Genomic DNA, 19,960 nt, shown 5'->3' on the forward strand with positions numbered 1-19,960 from the left:
GGATCCATGTCAACGTCAACTGGTGATGACCAGCCGCGTATCCACTTCCTCGACGTCACCAACCGCGACGGAGTGCAGACGGCCCGGACCGGGTTGTCGAAGTTCGGCAAGACGATGGTGAACTTCTACCTCGGCCGGCTCGGCGTGGCTCAGTCCGAGATCGGGTTCCCGTTCCTGTTCCACGAGGTGCCGTACGTACGCGCGCAGACCGCCCTGGAGCGGGCCGGCGCGTTCGGGTCGCTGCGATTGTCGGGTTGGTGCCGAGCCGTCGTGGCCGACGTGGAGCGATCGGCCGGGCTCGGACTGAGGCACTACAACCTTTCTATCTCGACGTCGGACCAGATGCTCCAAAACAAGTTCCGCGGCAAGCTGAACCGGGACGCACTGATCCGCGAGATGGTCGCGGCGGTGCGGACCGCCGTCGAAGCCGGCGCCGAGACTGTCGGCGTCAACGCGGAGGACGGCTCGCGCACCGACGAGGGGTTCCTGACCGAGTTCGCGCTGGCCGCGCGGGAGGCCGGAGCGGCTCGGCTGCGGTACTGCGACACGATCGGCGGCGACACCCCGGGCCGGATCGGCGAGCGGTTCGCGAAGCTGGCCGGGGCCACCGGGATGCCGATCGAGACCCACTGCCACAACGATCTCGGCATGGCCGTGGCCAACTCGCTCGCGGGCACATTCGGCGACCTCGCCGCGGGCCAGGACGCCTGGATCAACACGTGCGTCAACGGGATCGGCGAGCGCTCCGGCAACGCCGACCTGATCTCGTGCATCCTGGCGCTGCGGCACGGATTCGGCGTACCGGACGGGGCCCAGATCGGTGATCAGCTCGACCTGACCTGGGCCCGCCGGTTCGCGGGCTGGGCCTCGTACGCATTCGGCCAGCCACTGCCGAACAACCAGCCCGGCGTGGGCCCGAACGCCTTCGCGCACGAGTCGGGCATCCACGCGGACGGCGCGCTCAAGGATCATCGCAACTACGAGCTGTACGACGAGGAGCTGCTCGGGCCGCACCCCTCGGACCGGCACGCGCGGGCGGGGCGGATCGTGCTCACCGGGGAGTACGGCGGGCTGGCCGGCTTCCGCCACGTCATGGACGACCTCGACATCGAGGTGACGGACGAGGCGAAGACCTTCCAGCTGGTGCAGTTGTGCAATGCGGCGACGGGGCGGCCGCTCACCGACGACGAGCTGCGGTTGATCGCCGCGTATCCGGACGAGCTTTCGCTGCTGTACCCCGGCCTGCTTTAGGGTCTGTCGCTCTTCGGCATTCGCCTGTCACTCTTCGCGCTTGCCAGTCGCTATTGGCGCTTGCCAGTCGCTATTGGCGCTTGCCAGTCGCTATTGGCGTTCGCCGGTAGCCCTTCAGCGTTCGCCGGTCGCGCTTCGGCGCTCGCGTGTAGCACTCGGCTGTCGACTGTCGGCCCCGGGGTTCGTCTGCCACCTTCAGGCGCTCGCCCATTGCATCCGGCGCTCACCTGTCGCACTCGGCGTTCGACTGCCGGCCTTGGCGCTCGCCTGTGGCAGTTGGCGCTCACCTGTCGACCTTGGCGTTCGTCTGTCGCTCTTGGCGTCCGGCGTCCGGCGTCCGGCGTCTGCGTCTGCGTTGGCGTCGGCGTCGGCGTTGGCGTGTCGCTCTTGGCAATGGCGTTCGCCTGTCGCAGTTGGCGTTCGTGCCGTCTGTCACTCTTGGTGCTCGACGTTCGCTGTCCGGCGACCCGTCAGAGCATCGCGTGCTCGACGATCCAGTCGAGTCGCAGCGTTTCGTTGTCGCTGAACTCGCGGTGCGCCATCTCCGTGAACCGCCGGGTTACCTGCAGCGGCGTGAACCGGTGCACGGCACACTCCATCCAGACCGGGATGCGGGACGCGGGGTTCGCGAGCACGACGTGTCGGCCGCAGCGATGCGCTGTCATGTCGACCAAGCTAGGCGCGGCTACGCCGGGCACCCACCCGGATACCGGGAGCCGGGGCCTGCACCAAATGGTGTACGCCTCGGTGTCTCCCCGTGGACGACGCCTCGCTCGCCGCCGATGCCTAGCGTCAGGTTCATGAATACTCCACCTGCCAGTAGCACCATGCACGGCCTGGTGATCGGTCTGGCCACCGCGCTGATCGGCGTCCTGCTCGTCCCTTCGTTCGCCGGGCGAGACCATGCGCGCCAGTCACTCGGCAACGGCCTGGTCGTCATCGGCCGTGCGACGGTGGTCCAATGCGCCCGCTGATCCGCCGCAGGACGGTCAGGTCCGACGACAATCAAGGACAACCGTCGAGCCGCCGCACGAGGGGCGGCCTTGACGAAAATCAGGGACAGTCGTCGAGCCGACGCGCAACAGTCACGTCTGATGAAGATCCAGGACGCGCGTCGAGCCGACGTACAACAGTCACGCCCGATGAAAGTCGAGGACGATCGTCGAGCCGCCGCATGGCGGATAGCCTTGACGAAAATCTGCGACGATCGTCGATGCGCCGCACAACTGTCGAGCTTGACGAAAGTCCAGGACAGTCGTCGAGCCGGCGCGTTACCGCACTGTTCATCACCGTCACCGTGCTGGGTGTGCTGAGTGCGTCCGCGGCAGCCGGGACGGCGCTCACCGCGCCGGGGCCGATCAGCCTGGCGTCGACGCTCGCACTGCTGCTGTGGCTGCAGCGTCGCTATCCGCTCACGGCCCTGGTCATCGGCGTCGCCACCGTGGCCGCGCTGCGCGTGTCGCACCTGACCGAGGCGGGCTGGCTGTGGCCGGCCACGCTGCTGTACGCGCAGGCCGCACTGGCCCGCGGAACGGCGACGGTCGTCACGATCGCGATCGTCAACGTGCTTACCGCGTTCAACCTGGACTGGACAGTGCTCCAGCACACCGCCCGCGAGTCGACCGCCACCGTCGGCACCGACGCACTGTGGCTGTGCGCCACGTTGGCGATCACCGTCGCCTACCGCACCTGGCGCCGCCTCCAGGCCGAATCGCTGCAGCGCCTCCGCACCGAACTCGACGAACAGCGCACGGCCGAGCGGCTGCGGCTCGCACAGGAGGTGCACGATGCGGTCGCGCACACACTCGCCGTGGTCGGTGTCCACGTCAACGTCGCGGCCGACGCGCTGGACTCAGACCCGGTCGAGGCCCGCGCGGCGCTCCGGCTGGCCCAGGACGTCCGCCGGCGTGCGATGGCCGACCTGTCCGCGCTCGTCGGCGTCCTGCGCGCACCCGACGCCACAGTCGGCAACACGGCTGGTGACGCGGTTGGCGACGCAGCTGGTGACGCAGTCCGCGGCGCGACTGGCGAGGCGGCTGGTGAGGCGGTCGACGGCACGGCTAGCGACCCGGCTGGTGAAGCGGTCCGCAGCGCGGCTGGTGACGCAGCTGGCGGCGCGGTCCGCGGCGCATCTGGCGAGGCGGTTCGCGGCGCAGCTGGCGAGGCGGCTGGTGAGGCGGTCCGCGGCACGGCTGGTGACCCGGCTGGCGGCGCGGTCCGCGGCACGGTCGGTATTGCGCCGCCAGTGATGCCGCCGGACCTCGATGGCCTGGTTGAAGGCATCCGGTCGACGGGGCTGGACGCGGTGCTGGAGGCCGACGGCTCCCCTGACGATGTGCCTTTGCCTGTACTTCTGGTGATCGCCGCAATCATCCGAGAGTCCTTGACGAACGTGGTGAAGCACGCCGCGGCCCGGCACGTCACCGTACGGGTCCACTATGGACCGCCCACGTCGATTACTGTCCTCGACGACGGATCGGGCTCGACTTCGATCGGCGTCGGCAATGGTCTGCGGGGGCTCGAGGAGCGGGTGACTGCTCTTGGCGGCACTTTCAGCGCAGGGCCGGCCGAGGGCGGGTTCGCGGTGCGCGCGAAAATTCCGGCATGACCGTGCGCGTGCTGCTCGCCGACGATCAGGCCCTGGTGCGGGCCGGGTTCGGGAGTCTGCTCCGGCGCAGCCGGGACATCGAGGTGGTGGCCGAGGCCGGTACTGGGGATGAGGCCGTGCGGGCGGCCCGGGCCCACCGACCCGACGTCGTGTTGATGGACATCCGGATGCCCGGGCTCGACGGGATCGCCGCGACCGAACGGATCTGCGGCGATCCCGAGCTGCGCGGGACGCGCGTGATCGTGCTGACGACATTCGAGACAGACGAGTATGTCTTCGCCGCGCTGCGGGCCGGGGCCAGCGGCTTCTTGACCAAGGAGGTCGAGCCGGACGAACTGCGCCGGGCGGTCAGGGTGGTCGCGGCGGGCGATGCGCTGCTCTCACCCAGCGTGACGGCCCGGGTGGTGACCGAGTTCGCGCGACGCCCTCTCGCCGGGGCCGGGCGGCAACTCGACGTCCTGACCGCGCGCGAGAGCGAGGTGGTCCGGCTGGTCGCGAGTGGACTGTCCAATGAGGAGATCGCGCGCGAGCTGTACATCAGCCCGCTGACCGCCAAGACCCACGTCACCCGCGCGATTGCCAAGGCCGGCGTGCGTGACCGGGTGCAGTTGGTGATCCTCGCGTACGAGAGCGGCCTCGTCACCGCTCAGCGCGGCGACTGAGCCGGGCTCAACGCGGAGCGGGCGATTGAGCGCAGTGTGTCACTGGGATAGGCGCGAGCCGCGCTGAGCCGTGGTTGCCGCGTACTCAGTCGGCATCCCTTAGTCGTGCGGCGTGACGACTCCCTTGCGGTTAGAGCCGGCCAATCGTTGCGTAAGGTGACGGCTGAATCAGCTTCACCGCGTTGCGCGGTGGCTGGATCTGGTCTGCCATTGCACTCCGCGACGGCTGGAGCGGACCGTCACTGTGCGGTGGGACGGGTGGTGGTGGTTCGCACACGTGGCGGCGGGAGTCGCACATTGGAGTGCGATTTGGGCGGTTTATCCGCGCATCGTAGTCGACGTTCGGATGAGGTCGGGGCGCCGAACGGAGGACTCACCGGATCGCGATCACGACTCACCGTATTGAGGGACGCCGTCCGCTAATCCGTGACTTTCCGGAAACGCACAGTTCACTGGTTCAACCTGACAGGACGGCCACGACGGGTGATGATTTGCCCGTGACTAGCCAACTGCGCGTGATGTCGATCTATGAGGGGTTTTTCTCCGGCGGTGCCCGGGCCCTGCACACCACGGTCGTGGCCGGGCTGCACACCGGGGGGAGCCATCATCATTCAGTGCTGAGCATCTACGGGGCCATGCGGCGGGAGACGATCCTGCAGCGGATGGAGGACGACGCCAGCTACCGCTCACTGAGCGCTATCGGCGTCGAGGTGCGCCCACTGGGCCGCCGGATCGGGGGCGGCTCGGCGGCCCGCAAGACGTTCAGTCAGTCCGAGGTGGCGACGGCGTTCGCGCACGCCGAGCGGGCCGACATCATCCTGTCGCTCAAGGAGCAGCCGCTGCGGCTGGTCAACCTGCCCGACTTCCCGCGCAAGCCGGTCATCGTGTGTCTGCACCGCTCCGATCCGGAGAACCAGGGCAGTGCACTCGCCGAGTTCAAGACCGCGGTGGCGGACGGTCGGGTGGCCGCGGCGATCTGCTGTGCGGAGTCGACGCGCGCGGCGTACCAACGGGCAGGCATTCCGCAAAGCCTCCTCAAAGTCGTGCCGAACGGTGTCGACCTGACCCGTTTCCAGCCGGTGACGGGGCGTAAGCGGGGCGCGCTGCGCCGGTCGCTGGGAGTGCCGGCCAAGGGCGAGGTGGTCACGCTGGCGGCGCGGTACGACGCGATGAAGAACATTCCGCTGTTCCTGGCTTCCGCCCGGCGGTACCTCGAGCACGAGCCCAACGGCCACGTCGTCATGTGCGGCGCGGGCATGACCACGGCGAACGTCGAACTGTGCGGGCTGCTCAACGATCTGTTCGACGACGAGCCGCGATTCCTGAACCGGCTGCACCTGCTGGGCATCCGCCGCGACATGGAGGCCGTCTACGCCGCGAGCGACGTCGTGGCCCTCACCTCCACCAGCGGTGAGGCCGCCCCGCTGTGCCTGATCGAGGGCGCGATGTGCGGTGCGGTACCGGTCTCCACCGACATCGGCGACACCGCACAGATCGTCAACGGTATCGGCCTGATTACTCCCCCCGAGCCGGACGCGATCGCGACCACCTGGTCTGAAGCCGTCGACCGCCGCGCCGAGCTGACGCCGCGCCTCCTGGCCAGCCGCGAGCGGTTCAGCCACACCCGGATGATCGCCTCCTATGCCGCCGTCATCAACCGCGCCCACCGCGAGCTGGGGCTGCGCGTTCCGCAGCGCCTTTGAGCAGTGCTGCGGCCCGCGATCCCTTCAGGCGAGGCCCCGAGGGCCGCAGCACCTGTGCGCAGACCGGTGGTTCGCGGCGCTGTTGAGCAGGTGCGCGGGTCGCAGCGCTCGCGGGTTGGAAGCTTGATTGGCTTGATTTTCGTCGACGTTGACGAAAATCAGTGAGGTTAGATCAGGCGTGAGACAGGCCTCGCCAGCGGGCGCCCAGGCGGCGTTCGCGGCGGCGTCTGAGGAAGCGGGCCGCCAGGTAGAGCCGCGCGTACCAGGTGGGAGCCAGGCGGATCAGCAGGACGCTCAGGGCTACCAGCCAGAGCCGGTGACGTACACACGCGAAAATGTCCTTGAAATGCAGGTCGCGGCGAACGATTTCGACGACCGAGGTGCCCGCATCGCCGCCTCGGGCCCGAGCGGCCGCCTCGACGACGGACATGACGCCGGCGCGTAACCGGAAGTGCAGGAGTCCGGCGGCCGAGGCGCGGTTCGGCTCGGTGGACAGGATCGTGCAGGCATCGAGTACGCCGGTGTAGAGGTCGAGGACACGGGGCGTGAAGGTGCCGGTGATCGACGCGCGGCGCTGCAGGTGGAAGTACGCCGGGCCGGCGACGAACGCCACGGTGCGGGCGCGGCGCAGGAGCCGGGCGCACACGCCGACGTCCTCGTACAGGCGGCCGGGCGGGAATTCGAGGTCGTCGAACAGATCTCGCCGGATGAGCTTGTTCATCATAAACGCGCGGATGCGCTGGAACAGGAACTCCTCGACTGCGGCCGGGCCGGTCCACACGGTGTCCTCGGTGCGACGCATCATCGGGCGGCCGGTGCCGCCGTCCTCGTGCACGGGCACCATGTCCGTGATGACGATGTCGACGTCGGGGGCGGCCGCGCGGGCGAAGGCTTCGAACAGATCGGGCGTTACCCAGTCGTCACTGTCGACGAACCACACGAAGTCACCACCGGCCGCGGCCAGTCCGGTGTTGCGGGCGACCGAAAGCCCGAGGCTGACCGGGTGTCGCAGCACGCTTACGGGAAACGGCGACTCCCGCAGCAGCGCGCCCGCCACTTCCATCGAGGCGTCGGTCGAGGCGTCGTCCACGATGATCAGCGAGATTCGAACGTTATTCGGCACGCGCAGCGCCAGGAGCGCCGCGATGGTTCGCCCGATGTGCCGCTCCACGTTGTACACCGGCATGACGATCGAAACCGCCAACGTCACTGCCGCGCCGCCTCTCCATATGTTTCGTCGGGGGTCTTGATTAGCGTCTGGTGACGGTCGTCGTCCGCAAAGTCGTCGACATCGACGACTCGCACGCTCGCACCGGCGCCTTCGCTCGGAACGCTTACGCCGCTGCCTCTGCTGGGGACGCTCGCACTGCCACCTCTGCTGGGGACGCGCACACTGCCGCCTCTGCTTGGAGCGCTCACACCGCCGCCCGCGTTTGGGATGCTCCGGTCGTCGCCTACGCCTGGGGCGCTCGCCTTGGCGGCTGGTCTTGGGACGCTCGCGTCGGCGCCTACGCATCGAGCACCCACATCACCGCCTGCGTCTGGGGCGCTCGCCTGGTCGCCTGTGCTTGGGACGCTCACACTGGCAGGTGCGCTTGGAGGACCCACACCAGCGTTTGCGCTTGGACGGCTCGCAATGCCGGCTGCGCATGGACGCGTTCCGTGACGCCCATCGCCTTGTACAGGTCGGGCGATCACGGCGGCGGCTGGGCTAGGGGCGCTCACACTGGCACGTGCGCTTGGAGCACCCCCACCAGCGTTTGCGCTTGGACGGCTCACAATGGCGGCTGCGCCTGGGGCGATCACGGCGGTGGCTGGGCTTGGGGTGCTCACACCGGCACCTGGGTACGGGATGTGTGGCGGATGGAGGAGCCGATCAGCCACTCGTATGCCTGAGTGAGGGCGGCGGCCTGGGCTTGTGGCGTGTGCTGGGCGGCGAACGCCTCCTGCAGGCGGGGCCGGCTGGGCTGGCCGGTGTGCAGGACCAGCTCGAGCTCGGCCGCGACCTGTTCGGGGGTGTGCAGGTCCGGGTCCAGGCCGAGCGAGTCGAGGGCGGGGATGCTGCGGGCCACGAGCGGTAGGCCGGCGGCGACGGCTTCCAGCAGGGCCAGGGGGCAGCTCTCCCAGGCGGCGGTGTGGAGGTACACATCGGCGGCGGCCAGGTGCTCTGCCACTTGCTCCGGTGGGAGCCATCCGGTGACCGTCACGCCGGCCGCGCGCAGTTCGGCTTCCAGGGCTGGATCGCCGCCGCCGATCCAGGTCCACTCGGCGTCGATGTCGACGAAAGTCTTTGTCCGTAGCAAGAAGTGTGGGTCCTTCTGGCCGCCGATCCGTCCGACGGTCACTACGGTGGGTATCGCCTCGGACGTACGCATGCGCGGGGCGCGGACGCGGGTGGTGTTCGGCACGTGTACGGCGGGCAGGCCCATGGCGGCGGCCAGGTCGGCCTCGCGCGGGCTCACGCACACCGCCAGGCCGGTGCGGTCGGCCAAGATCTGCTCTGCTCGCCGCGTGACGTGGACGAGGCCCGGAGGTGCGGTGGCCGGGTCACGCTCGAAGGCGAAGCAGTGGGGGGTGTACGCGATTGGCGGACCTGATCTGGGCAGCAGCAGGCGGCCGATGAAACCGGCCCACGACGAGTGCAGGTGGACGATGGCGGGCTGGGCCGCGGCGACCGCGCGGCGCAGGGCCCAGGCCACGCCCAAGCGGCCACGACCGGATGAGTGACACACGGTGAAGTCGGCGGCCGTCGATGCATCGCAACCAAGACGCTCCGTGCGCCCAAGATGTCCCGCGCACTCAAAAGGCTCCGTGCACTCAAGAGGCTCCGTGCGCCCTAGACGCTCAGTGCACTCAAGATGCCCCGAGCGACCGAAACGCTCCGTGCACTCAAGATGCCCCGAGCGACCGAAACGCTCCGTGCACTCAAGATGCCCCGAGCGACCGAAACGCTCCGTGCACTCAAGAAGCTCCGAGCGACCGAAACGCTCCGTGCACTCAAGAAGCTCCGAGCGACCGAAACGCTCCGTGCACTCAAGAAGCTCCGTGCGCCCTGGACGCCCCGTGCGCACGAGACGCTCCATGCGACCGAGAAGCCCCGTGCGCCCAAGAAGCCCCGCGGGCCCCAGACGCTCCGTGCGCCCAAGAAGCCCCGCGGGCCCGAGACGCTCCGTGCGCCCGAGGCGCTCAGGGGCGAGCAGATGGTGCTCGTACTGCGGCGTGGACCGCGCGAACTCGGTGATCGCGGCTGCCGTTCCGCTGGTCATGTCGCCGGTGACGTGCAGGATGCGTGCGGTCACTCGCGCTCCCCGATCGAATGGACGTCGAAGGTGCCTGCGGACTCGGCTTTGCCGGCCAGCCCGGCGATTTCAGCCAGCCCCGCGACTCCAGCCGGCTCGGCGGCTTCGGACCGCTCGGCGGCTTCGGGCCGATTGGCGGCTTCGGACCGCTTGGCGAGCGCCAAAGGGCTGGGCCTTCCGAGCGGATCGGCCTTCTCGAGTGGCTCGGATCGCGGCGGGACGGTCGATTCGGGGGCGATCGGTGCGACAGAGGGGTGGCGGCCGGCGATGAATCGGGACTCGGCCGCGATCACGACAGCGCCCTCCGACAGTTCATCGCCCAAGCGCGTCGGCCCGGACTTCGTGGCCTTGCTCGCCCTTGCGGTCCGGCGCAGTCCGTTGGGTTCAGAGGCGCCCTGCGAGATTTCAGCGGGACGGCCGGCACGGAACCGGGACTCGGCTGCAATCACGACGGCGCCCGGCGAGCGAGCGTCGACTGCGTTGACTGGGATAGTCGAGCCGACGATGCCGACCGGGCCGGTCGAGCCGGCCATGCCGGACACGCGGGTGTCGGCCGCATTGACTGGGGCGGTCGAGCCGACGATGCCGACCGAGCGGGCGTCGCCCACAGTGACCGGGCTGGCCGAACCGACCGTGCCGGCCGGATGGACGGAAGGGTGTGGGTCGCGGGTCGGTGGGCGGGTCATCGCGACGCGTGGGCGGCGACGTGGGCGGTGCGGCGCAGGTGGGCGATGGTGATCAGGCTGGCCCCGCCGACCAGGAGGATCAGGCCGGCGGCGGTGTACCCGAGGGCGCCCGGGCCCGTGACCGGCAGGTTCGCGGCGGTGGCGGCTTCGCGCCGGGGGACGGTGACGTCGACTGTCACGGTCTTCGTGACGCCGGACGTCTGGCCGGTGAGCTTGATGGGGAGCCGGCCGGAGAAGCCGGTGGGGACCTTGACGATGGCCGAGCCGTCGCCGTTGGTGGCGGCCCGGGCGGTCGTGAGATGAGTGCCCGCCTGGGATTCCGGGGACATGTCGATGATGGCGTCGAAGCTGACCGGCTCGGACGGCTCGAAGCCGTGGCCGGTGACGACGACGGTGGTGCCGGCGGTCGGGTGCTGGTTGTCGACCTCGGCGCTGTGCTCGTCGACACCGCCGTTGCGGCCGGCCGCGTGCTCGTCGGCCGCATCGGTGTCCAAGTAGCCGGCCCTCTGGCCTTCCACGACGGGGTTGCGGCCATCCCCCTGGCCGGCCACGGCAGCGTTCTGGTCACCGGCGCCGGTAAGCGTCGGCTGCGGCTCGATCTGCGCCGGGGTCGGTGCGGGGTCCGGCTCGGCCAGCGCGGCGGTGCTGAGTGCTGCCGCGGCCGCCAGTCCCACGCCTATCGCTCCGACCACTTTCAAGCAACGCATCAACATTGTCCTTCCTGGACTGCCCGAGACCAGAATCGAAGATCGCGACGAGATAGATACTCAAAGTATTAGTGCGCATACTTTAAGTGAGGTGCACGCACTCCCCAAACGGGGCGTACCTCTTCCGGGCTACGGCCTCCACCGGCTCTTACGCCTCAGGGTAGTGAGTCAGTAACGTTTCGTGTGTGAAGGTGGACCTGCGCGTGTTTCTGCTGCGGTACCGGCTTGTCGAGCTCGCCGCCGGGTTGTGCGCGCTCGGCCTGTTGCTGCGCGCCCGCGCGCTGCTGCCCGCCAGGTACTTCTCCGACGGTGACTACATCGCCGCCCTCAACAACGGCACGACCGCGATCCGCCCCGACCCGCACTACCGCTCGGTCGCCGTGTTCTACGCGCTGCTCGGTCTCGACGACCATCCGCACGTGACGGCGGTGCTCCAGCTGGCGCTGTTCGTCACGGCGATCGCGCTGGCCCTGGGCCCGGCGGCGCGCTGGAGCACGATGGCCCTCGCCGCGGCGGCCATCGGGCTCGGCGGCGTGTACCTGACGCAGTACTCGAAAGACGCAGTCGTCCTGATTTTCGTCCTGCCGATCCTGCTCGTGCTGCGCGTCGATGCCTGGGCGTCCGCCGCACCGTTCGTGGCCGCCGGGTCGCTGCTGGTGTACGGCACGCTCTTCCGCTCGAACTGGCTGGTGATCGCGGCCCTGTTCGTCACCGCGTACGTCGCGCTGCACCGCGGCGGGCGGCCGGTCCTGCTGCTGCCGAGCGCGGCCGCGATGTTCCTGATCGCCGCGGCGGGCACGCTCGTCCTGCGCCACGACTCGCTCGACACGTTCCGCGCCGCCGCCACCACCGGGCGGGCCGGATCGCCCGACGGGGCCATGCTCATCGCACCGTTCGTCGACGCGCCGCACTCGATCCCGATCGGCCTGATCAACGCCGTGCTCACGTTCGCCGCGCTGCTGGCGCCGATCCCGCTCGCCCTGGCCGGCGGCTGGGTCAACGGGCTCGCCGCGCTCGTGCTGGCCGCGTTCACCGTGCGTATGGTCGGCGCCGCTCGGCACAGTGCGGGCCGCCCGATGCTCGGCGTCGCCGTCTCGCTGCTGCTCGCGTTCGTGGTCACGCAGGCGCTGTTTGCTCCCGACTACGGCTCGCACCTCAAGCACCTGACCCCGATGCTGCCGCTGGCGATCTTCGCGCTGGCCGCCGCGGACCGGGCGGCCCGCGAACGAACCGCGGTATGGCACGCGTTGTGAGGCGCTCGGTTGCGGTGATCGGGGCCGGGGCCGGTGGGGCGGCGGCCGCCTACTGCCTGGCCAAGGCCGGGCTCGAGGTCGACGTCTATGAGGCCTCCGGCGGGGTCGGGGGGCTCGCCCGGTCGGTCGGGCTGTGGGGGCAGAGCGTCGGGGTCGGGCCGCAGCACTTCTTCAGCGCCGATCCGCGGGTGAATGAGCTCTGGCTCGAGGTGGTCGGCGGGGACTTCGAGATGGTCGAGCCGGTCGTCGGGAGCCACCCGGCGCGGGCCGCCGCGGCCGGCTCCGGGCTTGGCGGGCTGCTGCGGGGCGTGTGGCCGCGGCACGGGCGGCGGGCGGCGGTGCCGGAGTTCGCGCATCCGCGCCATGGGTTCGGCGAGGTGTACTCGCGGATGTGCGAGTTCGTCGAGAAGCGCGGCGGGCGCGTGCACCTGGATACGCCCGTCGCACAGCTCGTCGTCGACGACGACCGGGTTGTCGGGGTGCGGCTCAACAACGCCGACGTCTACGAGCACGACCACGTCGTGTCGTCGATGCCGCCGGCCGTGCTGGCCGGGCGGCTTCCCGCGGTGCCGGCGGCGGTGGCGGCGGCCGGAGCCGGCCTGACGCTGGGCAACACCGTCGTCGTCTACCTGCTGACCAGCGGGCAGTCGGTCTTCCGGGACACCTGGATCAACGTGCGCGATCCTTCGCTGCGGACCGGGCGGATCACCAACTTCGACAACTGGGTGCCCGCGGCCAAGCGCGGGGAGCCGGAGACGGTTGTCGCGCTCGAATACTGGTGCTCCGGTGAGCACGAGTTCTGGCGCTGGGAGGACGAGCAGTACGTTGCGCTCGCCCGCAACGAGCTTGCGGCCACCGGGCTCGTCGACATCGACGAAATTCTCGACGGCGTGGCGTTGCGGGTGCCGAAGAGCCTTCCCGTGTACCGCGAGAGCCTCCGCCGGCACCTCGACGTGCTCGAGGACCATCTGCAGGGCCTGTCCGGGCTGGAGGTCATCGGGCAGCACGGGCCGATCGTGCGTAACCGGCAGGGCCACGGCATCCTCATGGGAATGCTGGCCGCGCAGAACATCGTCGAGGACGCCGGGCACGATCTGTGGGCCGACCCCGCCGTCCACGCCCATCCGGCAACGTCTCGGATCACCGCCACCGGGCTCGTCTACTGACCTTCGGTTCTTCTCCAGCGGCGCAGCCAGTGCTCCAGTGCGCCCACGCCGGCCAGCAGGAGCAGGGCGCAGCCCGCCGCCACCACCAGCATCAGGGCGAGCAGCACCCACAGCGGCGACAGGACCCACCACCAGGACCAGTCGATGACGTCTGTCAGTTTGAGGGCTGCCAGGACCGCGGGGATCACGACGTACACGAAGAGACCGCATCCGGCGGCGCGATCGTCGCGGGCCACCGGGGCAGTCTGCCACAGGACAAAGCGTTGACCGCGGTTGGCAGACTGAGGCCGCACCGTCCACTGCGGACTTTCATGGGAGCGGCGCATGTCGAACACCAATACGTACCTCGACCAGGTCGTCAGGCAGCAGGAGCGGCTCGAGGCCGATCTTCGCTCCAAGAGCAGCGTCGCCCGGGCGCAGGTGCAGGCCCCGGCGGCCGGTGGGGCGCCCCCGCCGGAGCGGCTGCGGCGCGGGGAGAGCAGTAACGCTCCGCAGCCGACGCCGAACGCGGTCGAGGTGCGGGTGACCGGGTTCGGACGGTGGAAGACGGTGCTCGTGCCGCCCAACGCGTTCGTCGTGCACACGCGGCGGGGGAAGGCCGAGCCGCTGCACCTCGGGCTCGGGGTGTCGTTCCGCTACAACCCGGCCACCGATTCGTATCTGGTGGTGCCGGGGGCCATGCAGACGATCCTGATCAATGCGTACTGCGTGTGCCGGGAGCTCCAGGGAGTACTGGTGCAGGCGTATGTGCAATGGATCATCGAGGACTTCTCGACAGCGTATCGGCGGCTGGATTTCGGGGATGCCGAGGACCCCATGCGGCTGGTCAACCTGCAGCTGAAGGAGCAGGCCGAGGCGGCGATCAAGGACAAGGTGTCGACGCTCGGCGTGGCCGAGGTGCTCAGCGACAAGCAGCCGATCATCGAGGAGCTGACGGCGCGGCTGCGGGGCGTGGCCGAGGGGTCGGGTGGGGCCGACGCCGGGCTCGGGCTGCGGATCGTGACGGTGCAGATCAAGGAGGCGGTGGTCAGCTCGTCGCGGCTGTGGGAAAACCTGCAGAAGCCGTACCGCAGCGAGCAGGGCCGGATCGCGCGCCTCGCCGAGCTCGCGGCCGAGGACGCGGTGGCCGAGCGCGAGTTGACGGGGCAGCAGCAGCGGGAGTCGTCGCGGATCGCCAGCGACCGGGAGCTCGCCGACCAGCGGGCCCGGCGCGCGGCGCACGAGTTCGATCGGGACGCGGCCGAGGCGCTGCGCCGGTCGCAGCGGGAGCAGGAGGACGCCCGGGCGCTCGCCGAGCTGCAGGACGCGACGAGCCGGCACGCGCTGGCGCTGGAGCGGCAGCTCGCGGCCGAGGAGGCGGAGATCGGGCGGCTGCGCATCGAGCGGGAGGCGGAGCTGACCCGGCTGAAGGCCGAGGCGGAGCTGCTGCTGGCGGCGGCCCGCGGGCGGGCCGGACACGAGCAGGCGCTGCTGGACGTGGAGCGGGAGCGGCTGCGGGCCGACATCGCCAACGCGCAGTCGGCGGAGAACCTGCAGGCGCAGCTCATCGAGCGGCTGCCGGAGATCGTGGCCAAGCTGCCGAAGCCGGCCGAGCTGCGCTCCGTGACCATCGGCGGGAATGACGGTACGACTGTGGCGGGTCTGATCGCTGAGCTCACGACAGTGGTGCAGGCGTTGTCGGGGCGCCGCGCCGAGCACTGAACCGGCGCGCCGCGCCAGGAGGCCGCGGTCGGTGCGGCCGAGGTTGCAGGGCCGGGGTTTTGCAACCGACCGAGCCGTTTTGCGGCAAGACTCGAGGCAATCAGATGATCAAGATCCCTTTGCGTGGGAGGTTGTCATGCGATTGCCGATGCTTGCCGCAGCCGTGGCCGGTGCCGTCATGCTCGGGACGGTGCCGGCCTCGGCGGCGCCCGGCGAGGACCCGACCGACCCCGTGGTGCCCATCGACCCACCCATTTCGGCGCCCATAGACCCGTCGGACCTGCCGATGCCGACCGACATGCCCATGCCCACCGACATGCCGATGCCTACTGACATGCCGATGCCCACCGATACCGCGACGCCGGCGCCGACCGACTCGCCGTCGGACACGCCGGCGCCGACCGATACCGCTACGTCGGGGCCGCTGTCGGCGCAGGACTCGGCGTTCGTCCTGGCGGCCGGGTACGGGGGCAACTTCGAGGTGGCCGCGGGGTCGCTGGCCAAGGCGCGGGGGTACTCCGCCGGCGTGCGCGACTTCGGTGCGAAGATGATCAGCGATCACAACCGGGCCGGCACGAAGCTGTCGATCCTGGCGAAGTCGCTCGGGACGTCGACGCCGGACCTGCCCGACTCGGCGCAGCAGAACATCATCAACGCGTGGTCGCGGCTGGAGGGGCTGCTGTTCGACTGTGCGTATGTGCCGGCCGAGTATCTGGACCATGTGGGTGCGGTGGCGCTGTTCGAGAACGAGGCGGCGCACGGCGACAACCCCGACCTGGTGCGGTTCGCGCGGGAGACGCTGCCGACGCTCCAGGAGCACAAGCGCATGATCACGTCGGCGCTGAGCGCGCTGGACTGCAACGGCTAGCGCTGGAAACGGCCCGCCCGACCGGAGCCGGGCGGGCCGTGGTCTGTTTCGGACGGTTACGGCAGGACGTAGTTCTCGTTCAGGGCGGCGCCGCGGTCCGGCTTGTACTGGTCGAAGCCGCGCGGGTCACACTGGAGACCACCATTGATGCAGTGGTCGGACAGGGCCTTCAGGGTCGGGGCGTCCCAGGCGTTGTACACGTCGTAGTGGAACGAGTAGCCGCGGCCGCTGGCGAAGTGGACGTTCGCCATGTTGCCGCTGACCGGCCAGGCCATCTTGAACTCGATCATCGGCACGGCGACCGGGTGGTCCTGCGGGCAGACGCCCACGACCGGGTACGCCATGTGCGACTTGTGGTCCGGGGTGTCCAGATGGATGCCGTCCCAGCAGCTCGGGGCCTGGAGCCGGACGTTGAGCTGGCTGCCGGCGACGCAGTTGGCCGGGATGTCCCACTGGTTGGTGAGGTCACCGCACTCGAAGCCCTCGACGTGGCCGGGGTGGTTCTGGAACTCGGCCTGCGTCGATGACGGGCTGCCGACGACGTAGCGCAGGCCGGCCGGGAACGGGCGGACGCTGCGGTAGTCCAGGACGCCGCTCTTGTAGTAGATGACCTGGCGGCCGACCGGCTGCACGGCCTGGTCGCCGTTGAACAGGGTGGGCATCCAGTACGCGGTCTTGTCGCCGGGCGTGATGCAGGCGGTGCCGCCGGCCTGCAGCGAGGCGAGCGTCGTGTTCGCGTTGGTGGTGGTGTTGCCCATGAACGTGTGCGAGTGCGACGCGCCGGGCAGGCCGAAGAACACGATCGGGTCGTCCGGCAGGTTGCTGCGGCTGACCGAGCAGTTCGCCTGGAACTCGTGGTGGGTCGTCGGCGGGTTGGTGGGCGGCGGGGTGGCCGTGGACGGGACGACGCCGGTGACCGGCGGGTTCGCCATGACGTACCCGGGGCCGTCCGACGCCGGCGGCGTGGTGCTCGAGGTGCCGTAGACCTTGAACTCGTACAGCGAGTAGCCGTAGCCGTTGGCGCGCTGGGTGCCGTACATGCGCACATAGCGGCCGGAGCCGGTGACGTTGAGGGTCTGCGTGCCCCCGGTGCCGGTGGTGGTGCTGTAGATGCTGGTCCAGGCGTTGCCGTCGGGCGAGGTCTGGATCTGGAAGGCCTTGGCGTACGCGGCCTCCCACTGCAGCACGACCTGGGAGATGGTGGCGGTCGAGCCGAGGTCGACCCGCAGCCACTGCGGGTCACTCCACTGGCTGCTCCAGCGGGTGGCGTTGTTGCCGTCGAACGCGGCGGCGGCCGGGGACTCGCCGAGCTCCGTCGACGACGCGAGGGCGGGCCGGCCCTGCGACAGCAGCGTGCCGGTGGCGGCGCTGGCGGACGTCAGCTGGAACGCGCCGACGACCATCGATGCCACGACCGCGGTGGTGACTCCGATCGGAATCCCGATTCTTCTGAGGCGTCTGTTGCTCAATGCAGCTCCCAGGGGTGTGGGCGGGTGCCGTTCGCCGGTGGCGGACCGGCCGGGTGCATCGCGCTCGGAGAGCGCTCTCCAAATGTACGCGCCGAGGTGACCGGTCCGTCAATACGTCAAGCGTGCCGGTTGCGCTTTATGCCCACAAAACGGGCGAACAACAGCGGGATTTAAGCTGCGGATGGAGAGCGCTCTCCAGATGCGGCCGTACGGGCGGCCTTCGGCGGCGGATCACTTCGGGAAGCGGGCTCAGGTGGACGTCGGGCGCGGGCCGCCGGTGGTGGCGGGCGGCGCGCTGGAGGGGTCCTTCGGCTGGGAGCCGATCGTCAGCGTGACGGTGCTGCCCCGGTTGACCTGGCGGTTGGCCTTCGGGTCCTGGGCGATCACCTTGCCGACCTGCTCCTCGTCCCACGTCTCCTTGTACTTGATCTGGTACTTCAGGCCCTTGTCCTGCAGCTGCTGCTTGGCGTAGTCGACGTAGGCGCCGCTCAGGTCCGGGACCGTGACCAGGTCCTTCGTGGCCGTCGTCGCCGGGGCGCGGCTCTGGGTCGCCGTGGTCGCGGTGTCGCCGGCGCCGCCGATCGAGCCCGCCTGCTCGGCGCTGCGGCCGGGGTCGGCGGAGGCGGCGGTCCCCGCGCCGGCCTCGGTCCCGGGCGACTGGCTGGTGGCCGAGGGCTTGTCCTTGCCGAGCTGCACGAAGTAGACGGTGGTGCCCGCGCCGGCCACGGCCAGGAGGGCGATCACGACGAGCAGGGCGTTGAGCCAGTTCTTGCCGCCCTTGCGCGGGGCGGCGCCGGCAATGGCGCGCTCGTCGTAGACGGGCACGACCCGGCTGGACGGGCCGGGCGAGACAGGCATCGCGGCGGCCGCCGGGGGTGGCGGCACATACCGGGGCACCGCGGGGCGCGGCGGTTGCTGCTGGAACGGCGGTGCCTGCGCGAACGGTGGCGGCGAAGGCGGCTGGACCGTCGGATATGCCCCGGTCTGGTAGACCCGGCCCCGCGGCGCACCGGACGTGGGCACGCCGGAAACCGGCGCTCCAGATAGCGGTGCTCCGGACGACGGCACGCCGGACGAGGGCACGCCGGAGACGGGGGGCGCGGAGACCGGCATCCCGTAACCCGCGGGCGGGCCGGAGGCCGGAGGGGCGGACATGGGCGGGCCGGACATGGGTGCGGCTGGGGGCGGGGTGGTGAAGCCCACCGGTGTCGCCCCCTGATCCGGCCACATGATGCCCGGGTCGGTCCCCGGGGCCGCGTCGCCCGGCGGCGGTGTGGCCGTCTCCGTCCCACCGGCCGCCGCGACCGGCTCGGCAGACGGCGACGGCGACGGCGACGGCGAGGAGACAGGCGGAGCGATCGGGGGCGAAGCGGCGGACGGCGTCGGGCCCGCGGCCATCGAGGCGTACGGTGCGGCGGCCGCGGCGGCGGCCGGCCACAGGGGCGCGCCCTCCCCCGACTGGTCGGACGGCGGCGCCGACAGCGACAACAGGCAGCCCTCGGCGACGACGATCTCGGGCTGCTCCGTGATGGTCGGCGCGACGTTGAGCGCCCGGTGCAGCATCGTCGCCACGAGGGGGATGCGGCTGCCGCCGCCGACGAGCAGTACCCCCGCGATGTCCTCGGGTTTGATGCCGGCCTGCCGGATGAGCGCGGCAGTGGTGAAGACGGTGCGCTCGAGCAGGGGCTTGGCCGCCGCCTCGAACTCGTCCCGGGTGAGCTGGGCGTCGACGTTGAGCGGCTCGGGCATCTGCAGGACGACGGCCGGGGCCCGCGAGAGCATTTCCTTGGCGACCCGGGCGTCGTGCCAGAGCATGCGGCGGTGGCGCAGCGAGTCGGGGTCCTGGGCGTCGGCGAGGCGGGTCCACAGCTCGGGGTCGTTCGGCGAATACCGCTCCCCCAGCCAGCGCACGATCGTCGCGTCGATGTCGAGCCCGCCGACGTCGGTGAGCCCGTCCACGGCCACCGCCTCGAACCCGGCCGGCCGGCGCACGACCACGCTGGCGTCGAAGGTGCCGGCGCCGAGGTCGTAGACGACGAGGGCCTTGCCGGTCTCGACCTGCTGGCCGAGCACGGCGGTGAACGCGTGCGCCGCGGCGACGGGCTCCGGCACGAGCAGCGCCGCGCCCAGGCCGGCCCGGCGCGCCGCCTCGGCCAGCACCGCGCGCCGCTGGGTGCCCCAGCCGGCCGGGTGCGCGATGGCGACGGAGAAGTCCTCGGCCCCGGCGACCCGCTTGGCCTCAGTGAACACGAAGCGCAGGACCGCCGCGATCAGGTCGGCGACCGGCACCTCGCGCGCCCCGAGGAGCATCGACGGCTCGTCGATGTGCTGCTTGGGGTTGGGCTCCAGGCCGGCCGGGTCGAACCGCGCGTGGTGCAGCGCGTCACCGCCGACGACCAGGTCGTCCGCGGGCGTGGTCGAGCCCGGCCCCGGCTTGGTCGGGGCGAACACGGCGGACGGGAGCAACGGGTTGGCGTCGAACAGCAGTGGCCGGACGCGCCCGTCGGGCCAGCGCATCAGAGCCACCGTGTTCGAGGTACCGAAGTCGATCCCGAGCCCGAAGGCCGGTGACATGCCCCAATCCTAG

At 70.5% G+C, this 19,960-nt stretch carries 17 protein-coding genes; 9 read left to right on the forward strand and 8 right to left on the reverse strand.

Annotation, left to right across the window (positions count from 1 at the left end; translation table 11 throughout):
- Positions 1 to 6 precede the first annotated feature (6 nt).
- Complete coding sequence (locus tag Dvina_RS45910) at positions 7 to 1,251, forward strand: LeuA family protein (RefSeq protein ID WP_223097678.1); 1,245 nt, start codon at positions 7 to 9, stop codon at positions 1,249 to 1,251.
- A 470-nt stretch (positions 1,252 to 1,721) separates the two neighbouring features.
- On the opposite strand, the gene Dvina_RS45915 is transcribed toward Dvina_RS45910, so the two are convergent.
- A complete protein-coding gene (locus tag Dvina_RS45915; RefSeq protein WP_223097680.1) occupies positions 1,722 to 1,916 on the reverse strand; it encodes a hypothetical protein in 195 nt (64 codons plus the stop codon).
- Positions 1,917 to 2,051: 135 nt separating this feature from the next.
- Between Dvina_RS45915 and Dvina_RS45920 the strand changes: the two genes are divergently transcribed.
- From Dvina_RS45920 to Dvina_RS45935, 4 genes are all read left to right on the forward strand, one after another.
- Positions 2,052 to 2,225, forward strand: a complete 174-nt coding sequence (locus tag Dvina_RS45920) for a hypothetical protein (RefSeq protein ID WP_223097682.1) — start codon at positions 2,052 to 2,054, stop codon at positions 2,223 to 2,225.
- A gap of 200 nt (positions 2,226 to 2,425) precedes the next feature.
- Positions 2,426 to 3,859, forward strand: a complete 1,434-nt coding sequence (locus tag Dvina_RS45925) for a sensor histidine kinase (protein WP_246655761.1) — start codon at positions 2,426 to 2,428, stop codon at positions 3,857 to 3,859.
- Entirely contained in the window at positions 3,856 to 4,521 is a 666-nt protein-coding gene (locus tag Dvina_RS45930) for a response regulator transcription factor (protein WP_223097684.1), read from the forward strand. The genes Dvina_RS45925 and Dvina_RS45930 overlap by 4 nt, the downstream gene beginning before the upstream one ends.
- 497 nt (positions 4,522 to 5,018) lie before the next feature.
- Positions 5,019 to 6,224 carry a glycosyltransferase gene (locus tag Dvina_RS45935; protein ID WP_223097687.1) on the forward strand — a complete coding sequence of 402 codons (1,206 nt, stop codon included), beginning with the start codon at positions 5,019 to 5,021 and terminating at the stop codon, positions 6,222 to 6,224.
- A gap of 172 nt (positions 6,225 to 6,396) precedes the next feature.
- Here Dvina_RS45935 and Dvina_RS45940 read toward each other — a convergent pair whose 3' ends face one another.
- The 4 genes from Dvina_RS45940 to Dvina_RS45955 all read right to left on the reverse strand — a co-directional run bounded on the left by Dvina_RS45940 (position 6,397) and on the right by Dvina_RS45955 (position 10,907).
- Positions 6,397 to 7,404, reverse strand: coding sequence for a glycosyltransferase family 2 protein (locus Dvina_RS45940; RefSeq protein ID WP_223097688.1), 1,008 nt, complete (start codon positions 7,402 to 7,404; stop codon positions 6,397 to 6,399).
- A 649-nt stretch (positions 7,405 to 8,053) separates the two neighbouring features.
- Positions 8,054 to 8,923, reverse strand: a complete 870-nt coding sequence (locus Dvina_RS45945) for a glycosyltransferase family 4 protein (protein WP_246656674.1) — start codon at positions 8,921 to 8,923, stop codon at positions 8,054 to 8,056.
- 596 nt (positions 8,924 to 9,519) lie between these two features.
- Positions 9,520 to 10,131: a hypothetical protein gene (locus tag Dvina_RS45950; protein ID WP_223097691.1), complete on the reverse strand. Its 612-nt coding sequence runs from the start codon at positions 10,129 to 10,131 to the stop codon at positions 9,520 to 9,522.
- 74 nt (positions 10,132 to 10,205) lie between these two features.
- The gene (locus tag Dvina_RS45955; RefSeq protein ID WP_223097693.1) at positions 10,206 to 10,907 is read right to left on the reverse strand and encodes a hypothetical protein; all 702 of its coding nucleotides are present in this window, start codon (positions 10,905 to 10,907) and stop codon (positions 10,206 to 10,208) included.
- A 194-nt stretch (positions 10,908 to 11,101) separates the two neighbouring features.
- Here Dvina_RS45955 and Dvina_RS45960 point away from each other — a divergent pair, with 194 nt between their 5' ends.
- Positions 11,102 to 12,169 carry a hypothetical protein gene (locus Dvina_RS45960; protein ID WP_223097697.1) on the forward strand — a complete coding sequence of 356 codons (1,068 nt, stop codon included), beginning with the start codon at positions 11,102 to 11,104 and terminating at the stop codon, positions 12,167 to 12,169.
- Entirely contained in the window at positions 12,166 to 13,335 is a 1,170-nt protein-coding gene (locus tag Dvina_RS45965; protein WP_223097699.1) for an FAD-dependent oxidoreductase, read from the forward strand. The genes Dvina_RS45960 and Dvina_RS45965 overlap by 4 nt, the downstream gene beginning before the upstream one ends.
- Here Dvina_RS45965 and Dvina_RS45970 read toward each other — a convergent pair.
- Complete coding sequence (locus Dvina_RS45970; protein ID WP_223097701.1) at positions 13,329 to 13,532, reverse strand: hypothetical protein; 204 nt, start codon at positions 13,530 to 13,532, stop codon at positions 13,329 to 13,331. The two genes, Dvina_RS45965 and Dvina_RS45970, sit on opposite strands and share 7 nt — an antisense overlap.
- A 127-nt stretch (positions 13,533 to 13,659) precedes the next feature.
- On the opposite strand from Dvina_RS45970, the gene Dvina_RS45975 reads away from it, so the two are divergent.
- Together Dvina_RS45975 and Dvina_RS45980 are read left to right on the forward strand one after the other, a co-directional pair.
- Entirely contained in the window at positions 13,660 to 15,036 is a 1,377-nt protein-coding gene (locus Dvina_RS45975) for an SPFH domain-containing protein (RefSeq protein ID WP_223097703.1), read from the forward strand.
- A 136-nt stretch (positions 15,037 to 15,172) separates the two neighbouring features.
- Positions 15,173 to 15,904 carry a DUF4142 domain-containing protein gene (locus Dvina_RS45980; RefSeq protein WP_223097705.1) on the forward strand — a complete coding sequence of 244 codons (732 nt, stop codon included), beginning with the start codon at positions 15,173 to 15,175 and terminating at the stop codon, positions 15,902 to 15,904.
- Positions 15,905 to 15,960: 56 nt separating this feature from the next.
- Here the strand turns inward: Dvina_RS45980 and Dvina_RS45985 are convergent, their stop codons facing one another.
- Together Dvina_RS45985 and Dvina_RS45990 are read right to left on the reverse strand one after the other, a co-directional pair.
- Positions 15,961 to 17,307, reverse strand: coding sequence for a DUF1996 domain-containing protein (locus Dvina_RS45985; RefSeq protein WP_223106091.1), 1,347 nt, complete (start codon positions 17,305 to 17,307; stop codon positions 15,961 to 15,963).
- 315 nt (positions 17,308 to 17,622) lie between these two features.
- Entirely contained in the window at positions 17,623 to 19,947 is a 2,325-nt protein-coding gene (locus Dvina_RS45990) for an Hsp70 family protein (RefSeq protein WP_223097707.1), read from the reverse strand.
- Between the last annotated feature and the right edge of the window lie 13 nt (positions 19,948 to 19,960).

This window comes from Dactylosporangium vinaceum (assembly GCF_019904175.1).
GTDB lineage: Bacteria > Actinomycetota > Actinomycetes > Mycobacteriales > Micromonosporaceae > Dactylosporangium > Dactylosporangium vinaceum.

Excerpts from the sequence above, each read along its gene's own strand:
- Dvina_RS45930 (WP_223097684.1), top strand. The coding sequence starts at position 3,856 with ATGACCGTGCGCGTGCTGCTCGCCGACGATCAGGCCCTGGTGCGGGCC.
- Dvina_RS45910 (WP_223097678.1), top strand. The coding sequence starts at position 7 with ATGTCAACGTCAACTGGTGATGACCAGCCGCGTATCCACTTCCTCGAC.
- Dvina_RS45915 (WP_223097680.1), bottom strand. The coding sequence starts at position 1,916 with ATGACAGCGCATCGCTGCGGCCGACACGTCGTGCTCGCGAACCCCGCG.
- Dvina_RS45980 (WP_223097705.1), top strand. The coding sequence starts at position 15,173 with ATGCGATTGCCGATGCTTGCCGCAGCCGTGGCCGGTGCCGTCATGCTC.
- Dvina_RS45990 (WP_223097707.1), bottom strand. The coding sequence starts at position 19,947 with ATGTCACCGGCCTTCGGGCTCGGGATCGACTTCGGTACCTCGAACACG.
- Dvina_RS45975 (WP_223097703.1), top strand. The coding sequence starts at position 13,660 with ATGTCGAACACCAATACGTACCTCGACCAGGTCGTCAGGCAGCAGGAG.
- Dvina_RS45925 (WP_246655761.1), top strand. The coding sequence starts at position 2,426 with ATGGCGGATAGCCTTGACGAAAATCTGCGACGATCGTCGATGCGCCGC.
- Dvina_RS45985 (WP_223106091.1), bottom strand. The coding sequence starts at position 17,307 with ATGGTCGTCGGCGCGTTCCAGCTGACGTCCGCCAGCGCCGCCACCGGC.
- Dvina_RS45920 (WP_223097682.1), top strand. The coding sequence starts at position 2,052 with ATGAATACTCCACCTGCCAGTAGCACCATGCACGGCCTGGTGATCGGT.